The following is a 12,888-nucleotide window of genomic DNA, read 5'->3' on the forward strand; positions in this document are numbered from 1 at the left end:
ACGGCCTCGGTCGACTGTTTCTGCACGGCGTCGAGGGCTACGGTGCAGCCTACTTGAACGTGTTCAAGTTCGGAGGTTGCATGCCCGAGTCCGCATGGCACCCTGCGGTCGCCGTACTCAAGACTGGTTCATCTGGGTCACCCCGTTCACGTTCGCCTACCTGGCGTCCACACCCGAGAGCGGCCCGTCGCACCTGGGGTGGTTCGTCGTCAGCGCCGCCGGCATCTGCCTCGTCGAAGCCGCCACCTGCATCCACAACGAGTTGGTCGACCACCAGGAGGACGCGGCCAACCAGCCACGCCGCCCGTGCTGTGGCGCGTGGCGGTCGCCGGTTACCTCGTCAGCCTCGGCGGTGCGATCGCCACCGGCATCCTTGACACATCTTCTTCGGCCGCGGCTCCTACCTGGGCGTCGTGCCGACGCGCCGGCGCGAGTTGGTGGCCTTCGCGCTCACCGCCTGCCGGGACCAGCGCGGCTACCGGGAACAGGTCGGCAGCATCGATCGCTTTCGCGACGACTACGCGCGCCGGGCGCCGATCCTGGCCGCTTCGCTGGAGAGCGTCGACTCCTTCGACCGGGTGACCGTCGCGCCCGGGTTCCGGATGCGGGCCGACAGCTGGGTCGACGACCAGTGGCGCTGGTCGGCGATGTCGCGCTCACCGTCAACCCCATCACCAGCCAGGGCGTCTCGCTGGCCCTCGAAGACGCGCTGACGCTGGCGGTGGTGGCCGGGCGGGCGCTCCGCCGCAACGACCTCAGCGCGCACGCCCTGCGCCCCTACGAACTCCTGCGGCGGCCGCAGGCGGAGACGATCCACGAGCTGGGCGACATCTCGTTGCGGGCGTTCACCCGCCGCGGCCGGCTGATGACGGCCATGAAGCTGCGGACGCTGCGCCGGCTCGACAACGACCGCGAGTTCCGGACCTACGTGATGGCGTCGTACTGTGGACTGCGCTGGCTGACGCCGAAGCCACTGTCCTTCATGGACGCGGCGCGGATCCTGGGCGTCGCGCCGAGACGGGCCGCGGTGTTCGCGCCCATCCGCGCTCAGGCGGGGTCGGGGAGATAGTCGGCCAGGGTCTTCTTGATGAGGGCGTTGAACGCGTACCCCCAGAAGCGGGTCTTCCGGACGATGTGCGACGTGCCGGCGCCGAGGTCGACGACGGCGGGCTGGGCCATGACGGCGAAGCCGCCCGCGTTGAGCCGGTGCGGGCGCTGGGTGATCGCCACCGCGTTCTGGTCGGCGCTCTCGGCCACCATGACCGGCAGCACGATCACCGCGGACTGGAACCCGCGCCACTGACCCTTGCGCTCCACGGCCAGATTGACGGCCGCGGCGGCGAACTCGCTCAGCACGGTCTGGTCGACGGCGCCGGCCCGCGCGGCGACCAGGAAGACGTGCGCCCGCACCAGGGCCCGCGTCCGGGTCCGATAGCCGATCAGCCCGAGTGGCTCGTGCGTCACCGCACACCCGTCGGCGACCAGCCGGGCCTCGAGGCCCTTCAGATAGCTGTCGGCGTCGATCATGCGGCTGCGAGGGGCTTGAGGCGGGCCTTGAGGAGGCAGAACTCGTTGCCTTCGGGGTCGGTCAGGACGTGCCACGGCTCGTCGCCGGTCTGGCCGATGTCGGCGGGGCGCGCGCCGAGCGCGAGCAGGCGTTCGAGTTCGGCGTCCTGGTCGCGGTCGGTGGCGTTGACGTCGATGTGCAGCCGGGACTTGCCGGGCTCGGGCTCGTCGCTGCGGCTGAGGATGATCGTCGGCTGCGGGCCGCCGAAGCCCGCGCGCGGGCCGATCTCCAGCGAGCCGTCGGATTCGCGGTCGAGCACGACGAAGTCCAGGACCTCGCACCAGAAGCGGGCGAGCAGCTCGGGGTCGCGGCAACTGAGCACGAGCTCACTGATCCGACACGCCATCACCAACCTGCTCTCAACCCGGGGGACCGGCGGCGCCCACCGTATCGAACGTTGGCCAGGACCCCTCAGCCGGCTCACAGCGTCGGCCGATGAGGATGTTCCGCATGGCGGACTGGTTCGGGCAAGCACCCATCGGCGACAACCTGGTCAGGATCTCGGAACCGCGGGTGCATCCCCTGCTGTCGGCCAACCTGTGGTGGCTGCGCGGCACCGACCGTGACATCGTCGTCGACGCGGGGTTGGGCGTGGTGGCCCTGCGGGAAGAGATTCCAGCCCTCTTCGAGCGCGACCCGCTGCTGGTGCTCACCCACTCCCACCTCGACCACGCCGGTGGGGCCCACGAGTTCCGCGAGCGGGCCGCGCACCCCGCCGAGGCCGCCACCCTGGCGGCGGGCCCGCCGGGGAGCCTCTACGGCGCGGAGCTGTACGCGAAACTCGGCATCCCGGACGACGGCGAGCCCGTCCCGGACCTGCTGATCCGCGAACTGCCCCACCCCGGGTACGACCCGCGCGGTTATCGCGTCGAACCGGCACCGCTGACCCGCGTGCTCGCCGACCAGGAGCGGATCGACCTCGGTGGCCGGGTGCTCACCGTCATGCATCTGCCCGGCCACACACCGGGCAGCATGGCCCTGTTCGAGGAGCGCACCGGTGTGCTCTTCTCCGGCGACGTCATCTACGACGACGACCCCATCGACTCGCTGCCGGACTCGTCGATACCCGACTACCGGCGCACCATGGAACGCCTCGCGCGCCTGTCGGTGTCCGTGGTGCATCCGGGCCACGGCCACTCCTTCGACGAGGCGCGCCTCCACGCGCTGGCCACGCGCTACCTGGACCGGGTCCATCCGATCAGCTGATCACCGCTGGGGCTGTCGCGCGTACGTTCATGCGTCGTGTCCAGAGTCCGGTCATCCGGGGCCATCGGGCTCTAGCGGCGTTGTTCGCCTGCGCCGGCCGTGCCGGCGGGAGGAGGCTGGACATGAAGCGTGGTGCCGCGCAGGGGTGCCACCCCGATCTGGTGTGGGAGGAACCATGTACGCGCGTTCTTCCACTTTTGTCGCCGAAACGCCGTCGCTCGACCGTGGTATCGCGTTCGTCAGTGATGACCTGATGGGTGAGATGCTCGCCCTGGACGGGTGTGTCGGATTGTCGCTGTTGGTGGACCGGAGAACCGGGCGCTGCGTCGCGACCTCGTCGTGGCAGAGCCAGGAGAGCATGCGCGCGAGCGGACCGGCGGTGGAGCCGATCCGGGCGCGGCTGCTGTCTGCCTTCGACGGGAGCGACCTGACCAACGAGGAATGGGAAGTCGCGATCATGCACCGCGACCACCGCTCACCCACGGGCGCGCGCGTGCGGGCCTCCTACATGCGCGGTGACCCGTCGCGCGCGGGCCAGGTGACCGAGACCTTCAAGTCCACCCTGCCCGCGATCGAGGGTTTCCCGGGGTTCTGCAGCGCCAGCCTGCTGCTCAACCGGGATTCCGGCCGGAGTGTCTGGAACGTGATCTTCGACAGCGACGACGGGCTGGCACAGACCCGGGAGCGGGCGAACCAGTTGCGCGCCGACGCGGCGGGACGGATGGGGTCGGACATCATCGAGGTGGCCGAGTTCGAACTCGCGTTCGCACACCTGCGGGTGCCGGAACTCGTCTGAGTTCGCCCGCGAGGTGCCACGCGACGTCGGCGATCGCGGCCGGGTCCAATGTGGGCAGTCCGGCTGCTCCGGCCACCGACACGGCGTGCCGGTGGATGTCGCCGCCCTCGACGAGGCCGCCGATGACCAGGGCTCCCGCGTAGACACCGGTCCCGTCGAGGGCCGCGTTGACCGTGAGAGCGTAGGTGCGCAGCGCGGCCCAGGCGACCGCGTTGGCGCCCATGAAGGGTAGCGGCACCACGGCGCCGAGGCCGGTGACGAACAGGAGCGCGCCGCCACCCGCGACCGGATGCCCGGCTCGGCCGAACCGGCGGGCGATGGCCAGGCCCAGACCCGCGACCAGCATTGCCGACATGTGTGCCTCTTCCGTCAGGTTGGACGGCTACCAGCGTCGCCGCGGGTCGGCTCTCACGGAAGAAGGCACGTTCATGTCACGGGGTGGCAGACGGGGGTACGCGCCGGGTCGCGCTCAGCCGATCGCGGCCGGCCGGCTCCCGATGAACGCGTCGGCCAGGCGCGCGATCCCGTACTCGTAGGCCAGGTCGAGGTCGCCGCCCAGGTTGAAGGCGCCGGCCAACTCCATGCTGAGGAATCCGTTGGCCCAGGCGGTGATCGTGCGGGCCGCCTCGAGGGCGTGTTCCGGGCCGGCCAGATCGGCGGCGATCCGGAGCAGGGGAGCGGCCGCGCGGGCGAACGAGGCCTGGTCGGGCCTGGCCGCCTCGGGACCCCAGTCGAAGATCAACCGGTAGCCGACCGGGTGCTCGTGCGCGAACGCCCGGAACGCACGGGCCAGTTCGGTCAGGTCCCGGCGGGGATCGGTGCCGGTCATGATCGCGTCGAGCCGGGCGCCCAGGTCGGTGACGGTGGCCTCGGCGACCAGCCCGATCAGGTCGCCGCGGCTGCGCACTCGCTTGTAGAGCGAGGGCGCCCGCACCCCGACCCGCTCGGCGACGGCCTGCATCGTCAGCCCGGCCATGCCGGCCGACTCCACGATCTCGCGGGCGGCCCCGACGATCTGGGCGAGGGACGTGCGGTCGGGCGTCGGCATCCGATCCTCCATCCGATCGAGACGCGGGTCACGTCGCGATGGCTATTGCCAATAGCCATGATGGCTATGTAACGTAGCTATCGTAGACGACAACAGCTTCCCGTGGAGAGGGCAACTCATGAAGCTCGGACCGCACCTGCACCGCATCGGCAACGACATCGTTGCGGTCTACCTGATCGACACCGACGAGGGCGTCACCCTCATCGATGCCGGTCTGGCCGGCCACTACGGGGAGTTGGTGTCCGAGCTCGCCACCATGGGCAAGTCGCTGGGCGACGTCCGGGGCGTCATCCTCACCCACGGCGACACCGACCACATCGGTTTCGCCGAGCGGCTGCGGCGCGAGCAGCACGTCCCGATCTACGTGCACGCCGCCGACGCCGCCCGCGCCCGCGGTGAGGTCAAGACCAAGCCCAGCTGGGGCAAGGTCAACATCGGCGCGGTGACCCGCTTCTTCTGGTACGCGAGCACCCACGGCGGCCTGCGCACGACCTACCTGACCGACGTCATCGAGATCCACGAGGGACAGGTGCTCGACCTGCCCGGCGCACCGCGGATCATCGGCCTGCCGGGCCACTCGCCGGGCAGCGTCGCGGTCTACTCGGAGATCGCCGACGCGGTCTTCGTCGGCGACGGGCTCACCACCCGCCACGTGTTGACCGGCAAGCAGGGCCCGCAGCCGGCGCCGTTCACCGACGAGCCGCAGGAGGCGATCGCCTCCCTCCGCCGGCTCGACGGCATCAATGCGACCTGGGTGCTGCCCGGCCACGGCACGCCCTGGAACGGCGGCGTCGCCGAGGCGGTCCGCCAGGTCGAAGCGGCCGCCCGCAGCACGCCGTAGGTGGCGCCGAGGTGGTCTGCCAGGTCGAAGCGGCCGTCCGCAGCACGCCGTAGGCAGCGCCTCGGTCATCCCGGGCCGGAAGCCTGCCGCGATAGGGCGCCGCCCACAGCACGCCGTAGGTGGCGCCTCGGTCATCCCGGCCCCGAAGCCCGCCACGACAAGGCGGCTGCCGGAGGCACCCGGGGCCGCGGTCGGTGCTGTTGGATGGATCCATGCCGGCCCCCGTCATCTGGCTCGATCACCGCACGACGGACGGCGTCGCGGAGCGGTCGTTTCGCGTCGCCGGTGTGCCGGGCGTGCTCTGGTTGCCGGCCGCGGCTGCCGTCCCGCCGCCGCTGGTCCTGCTGGGTCACGGCGGCAGCGGGCACAAGCGCAGCACGCGCGTCGTCGACCTCGCCCGCTGGTTCACCACGCGTGCCGGGTTCGCGGCCGTGGCCATCGACGGTCCCTTCCACGGCGATCGGCCGATCTCGACCGCGGGATACCAGGCGCGGATCGTCGACCAGGGTGTCGAGGTCGTCCTCGACCGGATGGCGGCCGACTGGTGCACGACCGTCGATGCCGTCGCGGCCGCGGGGCTCGCCGATCCAATCCGGCTCGGCTACGTCGGTCTGTCCATGGGCACCCGGTTCGGGTTACCCGTCGCCGCGGCGCTGGGGGAGCGGGTCCGGTGCGCGGTGCTGGGCAAGTTCGGTCTGCGGCAGAGGGCGTTGACGCACCCGGGAATGGCCGTGCCGGCGCGGGTCGCCCGCGATGCCCGGCAGATCACCGCACCGGTGCTCTTCCACCTGCAGTGGGACGACGAGATCTTTCCCCGGCAAGGCCAGCTCGACCTGTTCGACCTGTTCGGGTCGGAACAGAAACGGCTCATCGGGTACGCCGGTCCGCACGCGACGACCGAACCCGAGGCCGTCGCCGTCTGGCGGGAGTTCGTCGCGCGGCACCTCGCGGTCGGCGGCTTGTAGGACAGGGAACCGGCCTCCGTCCAGGATATCGGCATTTCTCCGTCGTACCGCATATTTAGCTTGAAAAGCCTCGAACCGGACGGTGATCGTCTTAACTCTGTTTGGTGGCTGGACTCTGTCCTGGCTCCGGGGAGGCGACTCCTCTCCCTCCTGGGAAGTCAACTCGAAGGGAACTCGTCAGGTGAAGCTGCAGCGGAACGGCACGATCGCCTGCCTGGCACTGGCCGCCGCGCTAGTGATGAGCGCGTGCGGAACCGACGGCACCGATTCCTCCGCGACCGTCGCGGGTCGGCCGGCATGGAAGATCAACTGCGCCACCGGCACGCTCAACGCGCAGGGCTCCTCGGCGCAGAAGAACGCCATGGACGAGTGGCGCAAGAACTACCAGCAGCAGTGCAGCGGCTCGACCATCAACTACGAGCCGACCGGGTCGGGTGCCGGTGTCCAGGCGTTCGTCTCGGGCACCGCCGACTTCGCCGGCTCCGACACCGCGTTGACTTCGGCGCAACAGCCGCAGGCCAACGGGCGTTGCGGAGGCAACCCGGCGGTCAACCTCCCGATGGTCGTGGGCCCGATCGCGGTCGCCTACAACCTGTCGGGGGTGGACAACCTCCAACTGTCGCCAGCCACGCTTGCCAAGATCTTCGCCGGCGGCATCACGAAATGGGACGACGACGCCATCAAGGCCGACAACCCGGGCGCGTCGCTGCCGTCGAGCACGATCCAGACCGTGCACCGATCTGACGAATCGGGTACGACCGGCAACTTCAGCGGTTACCTGACCGCGGCCGCCGGATCGGACTGGACCTTCGGCCAGGGTCAGGCGTGGAAGGCGCCGGGCGGCACCGGCTCGAAAGGCTCCGACGGCGTCGCGCAGTCGGTGAAGTCGACCGACGGCTCGATCGGTTACATGGAGCTGTCGTTCGCCGAGAACGCCGGGCTCACCATGGCGAAGATCAAAAATGGTGCCGGCCAGTTCACCGAGCTCACCCCGGAGGCGGCCAGCAAGACCGTCGAGGGCGCCCAGATCACCGGGACCGGCAACGACGTCACACTGAACATCGACTACGCCACGACGGCCCAGGGCGCGTACCCGATCGTTCTGGTCACCTACGAGATCGTCTGCAGCAAGGGCGGCCCGTCGGGCAAGACCGCATTGATCAAGGGCTTCCTGGGCTACACCGCCAGCTCCGAGGGGCAGGGTCTGCTCAACGGCCTGGGATACGCGCCGCTGCCGGGCAACGTGCAGTCGCGGGTGCAGACGTCGGTCAACAACATTGCCTGATCCGCTCGGTCACAGGCAACGGAGCGAATGGATGGCCGACGCGCCGGTGCCACCCGACCCCGGATCCGGCGACATCGGTCCGGGCGGCGGATGGCTGCCACGACGCAAGGGTTTCGGTGCCGAACGCGTGTTCGGCACCATAACCATGCTCGCCGGGACGATGGTCCTGGTGATCATCGTCGCGATCACGGTCTTTCTGATCGCCAAGGCCATCCCGGCCATCAAGGCCGACACCGCCAACTTCATCACCGAGACAGACTGGTTCCCCAACCAGACGCCGCCCGTGTTCGGCATCGCCGCGCTCGCCTGGGGCACCCTCGTCACGTCGGTGATCGCGCTGCTGGTGGCCGTACCCGTGGCGCTGGGAATCGCTCTATATCTTTCGCACTACGCACACCGGCGAATCGCGACCGCGTTCGGGTTTCTCGTCGACCTGCTGGCTGCGGTGCCGAGCGTGGTCTTCGGGCTGTGGGGCTTCGTCGTCTTCATCGAGCCGGTCCGGACGTTCTCGGTCTGGCTCAACAAGTATTTCGGCTGGCTCCCGTTCTTCGGCGGCGACGGCCCGTTCGGCCGCTCGTTCATGCTGGGCGGGTTGGTGCTCGCCATCATGGTGCTGCCGATCGTCACCGCGCTGTCCCGCGAGGTCTTCACCCAGACCCCCACGACCAACGAGGAAGCGGCGCTGTCGCTCGGGGCCACCAGGTGGGAGATGATCCGCACGGCGGTGCTGCCGTACGGCCGAGCGGGCGTGATCGCCGCGGTGATGCTCGGCCTGGGGCGGGCCCTGGGCGAGACGATCGCGCTGGCGCTGACGTTGGGCTTCGTCAACGAGGTCACCGTCAACGTCATCCAGAACGGCGGCAACTCGATCGCGGCGAACATCGCCAACGGGTTCGGCGAGGCCGGTGACGTCGGGCGCGGGGCGCTAATCGCCTCGGGTCTGGTCCTGTTCCTCATCACGCTGGTGGTCAACGTGATCGCGCGCGCGGTCATCTACCGTCGCCGGGGCTTCACGGAATCCGCGGCATGACCCGACGTCCGCGGCCTGGCCCAGGGGGGCGCGACCCGAGGTGGCGACGCGGTCCGCGGATGTTCGTCCTCCTTGGAGGGCCGCATGCCCGAGCGACACGCCCGGTCGTGCTCGTGTGCGCGGCGCGAGGTCATGGCGTGAGCGGGCGTGGTGAGCGGGAAGCGGTCGGTCCGCGGCGGTCCCGGCGCCAACGACCCGGGGACACCGCATGACCGCGCCGGCGGGTGGACCGGGGCAGGATCCTCAGTTGCGGGTGCGCCGGCTTTCGCCGTTCGTGCTCGTCGGCGTTGCCGTCGTTGCGTTCGGGGTGGCGGCGGCGCTCTGCTACGGCGTCGGCATCGGCGGGTGGGTGCTCACCATCGTCATCGGGCTGGTGCTCTACCTCGCGGGGGCCTTCGTCGCCGTCAATCGGGTCGAGGGGCGGCGGGCCGCCCGCAACACCGTCTGGGGGACGCTGATCCAGCTTGCGTTCGTGCTCGCGCTGGTGCCGCTGATCTCGGTGATCTACACCTTGATCTCCAAGGGCACCGAGCGGCTCGACGTCAACTTCTTCACGACGTCGCTGAACAACATCGGGGCCCGCGACCCCGAGGGCGGCGCCGTTCACGCGATCATCGGCACGCTCGAACAGGTCGCGATCGCGGCGGTGATCACGATTCCGCTGGGTGTGCTGGCGGCGATCTACATCGTCGAGTACGGCCGGGGGCGGTTCACCTTCGTCATCCGGTTCTTCGTCGACGTGATGACCGGGATTCCGTCGATCATCGCCGGGCTGTTCATTCTCTCATTCTGGGTGTTGATTATTTCGCCGATCTACAACAACGGGCAGCCGTCGTTTTCCGGATTCGCGGCGGCGCTCGCCCTCAGCGTGTTGATGTTGCCGACGATCGTGCGGTCGACCGAGGAGATGCTGCGCCTGGTGCCGGCGCCGTTGCGGGAGGGGTCGTACGCGCTCGGCGTACCAAAATGGAAAACGATCTTGAAAGTCGTGATCCCGACCGCCCTTCCGGGCATCGTCACCGGGGTCATGTTGGCGATCGCACGTGCCGCGGGGGAGACCGCACCGGTACTTTTGGTGGCAGGCGGCAGCGCCGCCGTGAATATCAACCCGTTCAACAACAACCAGTCGTCGCTGTCGCTTTTCGTGTTCCAGCAAGCCAGCGACGCCTCCAGATTTTCACCGGCACGAGCCTGGACCGCGGCGCTCACTCTGGTCGCCCTGGTGCTCATCCTCACCATTACCGCCAAGCTCGTGGCCGGGCGCAACCGCATCCGCCGTTGATCCGGCAGGAGACTGAAGATGGCAAAACGCGTCGAAGCGACCGGGGTCACCGCCTACTACGGTTCGTTCAAGGCGATCGACAACATCAACCTGACCGTCGACCCGAAGACGGTCACGGCGGTGATCGGCCCGTCGGGCTGCGGCAAATCGACGTTCCTGCGCTCCATCAACCGGTTGCACGAGGTGCTCCCCGGCGCCCGGGTCGAGGGCAGGCTGACGATCGACGACGAGAACATCTACGACAAAGACGTCGACGTCACCGCCGTACGGCGAATGATCGGCATGGTGTTCCAGCGTCCCAATCCGTTCCCGACCATGTCGATCTTCGATAATGCCGTGGCCGGACTGAGGCTCAACGGCATACGCCGCAAGTCGGTCCTCCAGGAAGCGGCCGAGAAGGCGTTGCGCTCGGCGAACCTCTGGGACGAGGTCAAGGACCGGCTCAACAAGCCCGGCGCCGGCCTGTCCGGCGGGCAGCAGCAGCGGCTGTGCATCGCCCGCACGATCGCGGTCGAGCCCCAGGTGGTCTTGATGGACGAACCCTGCTCGGCCCTCGACCCGATCTCGACGCTCGCGATCGAAGACCTGATGTTCAAGCTGAAAGACCGCTACACGATCATCATCGTCACGCACAACATGCAGCAGGCCGCGCGGGTCTCCGACCGCACGGCCTTCTTCTCGATCGAGAAGACCGGGGACCCGGGGCGCCTGATCGAGTACGACAGGACGCAGAAGATCTTCAACAGCCCGGGCGAGAAGAAGACCGAGGACTACATCACCGGCCGCTTCGGCTGAGCCGGGGCGGCCTGCGCGAGAATCGGTGCGTGAAGCAGCGGCTCGATTGGGTGGTGCTGGCCGATGGCACCGCCGTGTCGTACGCCTCGGTCGGTGCCGGTCGGCCCCTGGTTTATGTGATGGGTTGGCTCACGCATCTGCGACTCGGCTGGGAGCTGCCGGCCGAGCGCGCCCTCTACGAGACCCTGGCGCCCGGTTGCCGGCTCGTGCGCTACGACCGTGCCGGGTGCGGGCTGTCGCCGGCCGTGGACCGACCGGCCTCGCTGGAGTTCGAGCTCGAGCAGCTGGCCGCGATCGCCGCGACGGTGGATCAGCCGTTCGACCTGATGGGCACCTCGATGGGCGCCCCGGTCGCGGTCGCGTGGGCGGCGGCGCATCCCGACACGGTGCGGCGTCTGGTGCTCTACGGCGGCTGGACGCGGGGCGAGGAGCTTTCCCCGCCGGGCGTACGCGAGCATGTTCTCGGCCTGGTCGAATCGCACTGGGGCCTGGGCTCCGACGTGCTGACCGACATCTTCGCCCCGGACGCCGACCGGGCGACGCGGGCCGAGCAGGCCCGCTACCAACGCGCGTGCTCGAGCGCCGCGACGGCGCGGGAGCTGCTGGCGTTGAGTTACGCGCTCGACGTGAGCGAGTTCCTGGCCCAGGTGCGGGCGCCCACGCTGGTCGTGCATCGCACCGGCGACCGCGCGGCACCGGTCGCGCAGGCCGAAGCCCTCGCGGCCGGCATCGCCGGCGCCGAGTTGGTTTTGCTGCCCGGCCGGTCGCACCTCCCGTTCGCGGGTGACCGCGACGCGTTGGTGCGCGTGGTGCGCCGGTTCCTCGGGTTGCCCGTCGGGCGGCGGCGGGCCGACGGGTTGACGGCCCGCCAGCGGGAGGTGGCGCAGTTGGTGAGCGAGGGCCGCACGAACCGCGAGATCGCGGCGCGGATGGGCATCGACGAGCGGTCGGCCGAGGGGCACGTCGAGCGGATCCGGCTGCGGCTGGGGTTCCGGTCGCGCGCGCAGATCGCGGCGTGGTTCAGCGAGCGGCGCGACCAGCTCTGAAAGTGGGGTAGTTTCCCGCCTGATTCGCCGGCTCGGTCCGCGCAGAGTGGGTCTCGTGAGCGACAACGAGATGACCCTGACCCGCTTCGAGGTGCACGGCGCACGCGGCCCCTTCAACGCCGCGTTCTTCGGCCTGATGGGGCCGTTCATCGAGCGGCACCTGCGGCCGCACAAGCGCCGCGTGCTCGCCGACCTGCCGCCGACCGTGGTCGAGCTGGGCGCGGGGGTGGGTGCCAACGTTCCCTACCTGCGGCCGGGATCGACGCTGGTCGCGATCGAGCCCAACGTCCCCATGCACCGGCGGCTGCGGGCCGCGGCCGAGCGGCGTGGTGTGCACCTCGACCTTCGCGAGCGCGTCGCCGAGCGCACCGGGCTGGCCGGCCAGAGCGTCGACACGGTGATCTCCTCGCTCGTGCTCTGCACGGTGCGCGATCCCGGCGAGGTGTTGGCCGAGGTGCGGCGCATCCTGCGCCCCGGCGGCACGTTCCGCTTCGTGGAGCATGTCGCGGCCCGGGCCGGCACGCCGACGCGCACCCTCCAGCGGGCGCTGCGGCGGCCGTGGGCGTGGACGTTCGAGGGCTGCTCGTGCGAACGGGACCTGGCCGGTCTGCTGCGGGCGGCCGGGTTCGCCCGGGTCGACATCGAGCCCTTCCGGCTGCACACGCCGTTCGTTCCGTTCAACACGCAGATCGCCGGCATCGCCTACGCCTGAGGGCCCGCCGTCCCTCGCACAGTGAGGACGTAGGTCGCGGTGAGTGCGACGGCCCGGTCCTGGTCGTGGGTGAGGTCCGCGAGGGCACCGGAGGCGGTGCTTCCCGGGATGTCCGCGAGGGCCTGGGTCAGCCGTTGGCGTGCCGACGGCTCGACGGTGCCGCGGGAGAGGCGGTCGACGAGCCGGGCCGCGATGTGGTCCGCCGACGCCGGGTCGCCGGCCAGTTGGCTAGCGAGCTTGCGGCCTGCCGGGCTGCCGGTGTTGGCTAGCGAGCTTGCGGCCTGCCGGGCTGCCGGTGTTGGCTAGCGAGCCTGC

General features: G+C 69.9%; 16 protein-coding genes. 12 read left to right on the forward strand and 4 right to left on the reverse strand.

Features of this window, described 5'->3' with window-relative positions; genetic code table 11:
• Positions 1-413 precede the first annotated feature (413 nt).
• Together AB0J74_RS22415 and AB0J74_RS22420 are read left to right on the forward strand one after the other, a co-directional pair.
• Positions 414-713, forward strand: a complete 300-nt coding sequence (locus tag AB0J74_RS22415; protein WP_363450874.1) for a hypothetical protein — start codon at positions 414-416, stop codon at positions 711-713.
• Complete coding sequence (locus tag AB0J74_RS22420) at positions 632-1,069, forward strand: hypothetical protein (protein WP_363450876.1); 438 nt, start codon at positions 632-634, stop codon at positions 1,067-1,069. The genes AB0J74_RS22415 and AB0J74_RS22420 overlap by 82 nt, the downstream gene beginning before the upstream one ends.
• On the opposite strand, the gene AB0J74_RS22425 is transcribed toward AB0J74_RS22420, so the two are convergent.
• Together AB0J74_RS22425 and AB0J74_RS22430 are read right to left on the reverse strand one after the other, a co-directional pair.
• On the reverse strand, positions 1,048-1,527 hold the full coding sequence (locus tag AB0J74_RS22425) for a hypothetical protein (RefSeq protein ID WP_363450878.1): 480 nt from the start codon (positions 1,525-1,527) through the stop codon (positions 1,048-1,050). The genes AB0J74_RS22420 and AB0J74_RS22425 overlap by 22 nt on opposite strands.
• Positions 1,524-1,913 (reverse strand): VOC family protein, encoded by a 390-nt coding sequence (locus tag AB0J74_RS22430; RefSeq protein ID WP_363450880.1) that lies wholly within the window; start codon positions 1,911-1,913, stop codon positions 1,524-1,526. Before AB0J74_RS22430 ends, AB0J74_RS22425 begins: the two co-directional genes overlap by 4 nt.
• Before the next feature lie 104 nt (positions 1,914-2,017).
• Here AB0J74_RS22430 and AB0J74_RS22435 point away from each other — a divergent pair, with 104 nt between their 5' ends.
• Positions 2,018-2,773, forward strand: a complete 756-nt coding sequence (locus AB0J74_RS22435; RefSeq protein ID WP_363450882.1) for an MBL fold metallo-hydrolase — start codon at positions 2,018-2,020, stop codon at positions 2,771-2,773.
• 175 nt (positions 2,774-2,948) lie between these two features.
• Positions 2,949-3,569, forward strand: coding sequence for a hypothetical protein (locus tag AB0J74_RS22440; RefSeq protein ID WP_363450884.1), 621 nt, complete (start codon positions 2,949-2,951; stop codon positions 3,567-3,569).
• Here AB0J74_RS22440 and AB0J74_RS22445 read toward each other — a convergent pair.
• On the reverse strand, positions 3,508-3,924 hold the full coding sequence (locus tag AB0J74_RS22445; RefSeq protein ID WP_363450886.1) for a hypothetical protein: 417 nt from the start codon (positions 3,922-3,924) through the stop codon (positions 3,508-3,510). The genes AB0J74_RS22440 and AB0J74_RS22445 overlap by 62 nt on opposite strands.
• A 114-nt stretch (positions 3,925-4,038) precedes the next feature.
• A complete protein-coding gene (locus tag AB0J74_RS22450) occupies positions 4,039-4,617 on the reverse strand; it encodes a WHG domain-containing protein (RefSeq protein WP_363450888.1) in 579 nt (192 codons plus the stop codon).
• A 118-nt stretch (positions 4,618-4,735) separates the two neighbouring features.
• On the opposite strand from AB0J74_RS22450, the gene AB0J74_RS22455 reads away from it, so the two are divergent.
• From AB0J74_RS22455 to AB0J74_RS22490, 8 genes are all read left to right on the forward strand, one after another.
• Positions 4,736-5,458 (forward strand): MBL fold metallo-hydrolase, encoded by a 723-nt coding sequence (locus AB0J74_RS22455; protein ID WP_363450890.1) that lies wholly within the window; start codon positions 4,736-4,738, stop codon positions 5,456-5,458.
• Positions 5,459-5,670: 212 nt separating this feature from the next.
• Positions 5,671-6,423, forward strand: coding sequence for a dienelactone hydrolase family protein (locus tag AB0J74_RS22460; RefSeq protein WP_363450894.1), 753 nt, complete (start codon positions 5,671-5,673; stop codon positions 6,421-6,423).
• A 181-nt stretch (positions 6,424-6,604) separates the two neighbouring features.
• Positions 6,605-7,708 (forward strand): phosphate ABC transporter substrate-binding protein PstS, encoded by a 1,104-nt coding sequence (pstS, locus tag AB0J74_RS22465; protein WP_363450896.1) that lies wholly within the window; start codon positions 6,605-6,607, stop codon positions 7,706-7,708.
• Between the two features lie 31 nt (positions 7,709-7,739).
• Positions 7,740-8,738 carry a phosphate ABC transporter permease subunit PstC gene (gene pstC / locus AB0J74_RS22470; protein WP_363450898.1) on the forward strand — a complete coding sequence of 333 codons (999 nt, stop codon included), beginning with the start codon at positions 7,740-7,742 and terminating at the stop codon, positions 8,736-8,738.
• A 208-nt stretch (positions 8,739-8,946) separates the two neighbouring features.
• Complete coding sequence (gene pstA / locus AB0J74_RS22475; protein WP_363450900.1) at positions 8,947-10,020, forward strand: phosphate ABC transporter permease PstA; 1,074 nt, start codon at positions 8,947-8,949, stop codon at positions 10,018-10,020.
• Between the two features lie 18 nt (positions 10,021-10,038).
• Positions 10,039-10,815, forward strand: a complete 777-nt coding sequence (pstB, locus tag AB0J74_RS22480) for a phosphate ABC transporter ATP-binding protein PstB (RefSeq protein ID WP_363450902.1) — start codon at positions 10,039-10,041, stop codon at positions 10,813-10,815.
• Positions 10,816-10,844: 29 nt separating this feature from the next.
• Positions 10,845-11,861, forward strand: coding sequence for an alpha/beta fold hydrolase (locus AB0J74_RS22485; protein WP_363450905.1), 1,017 nt, complete (start codon positions 10,845-10,847; stop codon positions 11,859-11,861).
• A gap of 55 nt (positions 11,862-11,916) precedes the next feature.
• Positions 11,917-12,573, forward strand: a complete 657-nt coding sequence (locus tag AB0J74_RS22490) for a methyltransferase domain-containing protein (protein ID WP_363450907.1) — start codon at positions 11,917-11,919, stop codon at positions 12,571-12,573.
• Positions 12,574-12,888: the final 315 nt, after the last annotated feature.

The sequence above is a fragment of the Asanoa sp. NPDC049573 genome, assembly GCF_040676615.1.
Lineage (GTDB): Bacteria > Actinomycetota > Actinomycetes > Mycobacteriales > Micromonosporaceae > Asanoa.

Excerpts from the sequence above, each read along its gene's own strand:
- AB0J74_RS22460 (WP_363450894.1), top strand. The coding sequence starts at position 5,671 with ATGCCGGCCCCCGTCATCTGGCTCGATCACCGCACGACGGACGGCGTC.
- AB0J74_RS22430 (WP_363450880.1), bottom strand. The coding sequence starts at position 1,913 with ATGGCGTGTCGGATCAGTGAGCTCGTGCTCAGTTGCCGCGACCCCGAG.
- AB0J74_RS22450 (WP_363450888.1), bottom strand. The coding sequence starts at position 4,617 with ATGCCGACGCCCGACCGCACGTCCCTCGCCCAGATCGTCGGGGCCGCC.
- AB0J74_RS22445 (WP_363450886.1), bottom strand. The coding sequence starts at position 3,924 with ATGTCGGCAATGCTGGTCGCGGGTCTGGGCCTGGCCATCGCCCGCCGG.
- pstB (WP_363450902.1), top strand. The coding sequence starts at position 10,039 with ATGGCAAAACGCGTCGAAGCGACCGGGGTCACCGCCTACTACGGTTCG.
- pstC (WP_363450898.1), top strand. The coding sequence starts at position 7,740 with ATGGCCGACGCGCCGGTGCCACCCGACCCCGGATCCGGCGACATCGGT.
- AB0J74_RS22455 (WP_363450890.1), top strand. The coding sequence starts at position 4,736 with ATGAAGCTCGGACCGCACCTGCACCGCATCGGCAACGACATCGTTGCG.
- AB0J74_RS22440 (WP_363450884.1), top strand. The coding sequence starts at position 2,949 with ATGTACGCGCGTTCTTCCACTTTTGTCGCCGAAACGCCGTCGCTCGAC.
- pstA (WP_363450900.1), top strand. The coding sequence starts at position 8,947 with ATGACCGCGCCGGCGGGTGGACCGGGGCAGGATCCTCAGTTGCGGGTG.
- AB0J74_RS22435 (WP_363450882.1), top strand. The coding sequence starts at position 2,018 with ATGGCGGACTGGTTCGGGCAAGCACCCATCGGCGACAACCTGGTCAGG.
- AB0J74_RS22425 (WP_363450878.1), bottom strand. The coding sequence starts at position 1,527 with ATGATCGACGCCGACAGCTATCTGAAGGGCCTCGAGGCCCGGCTGGTC.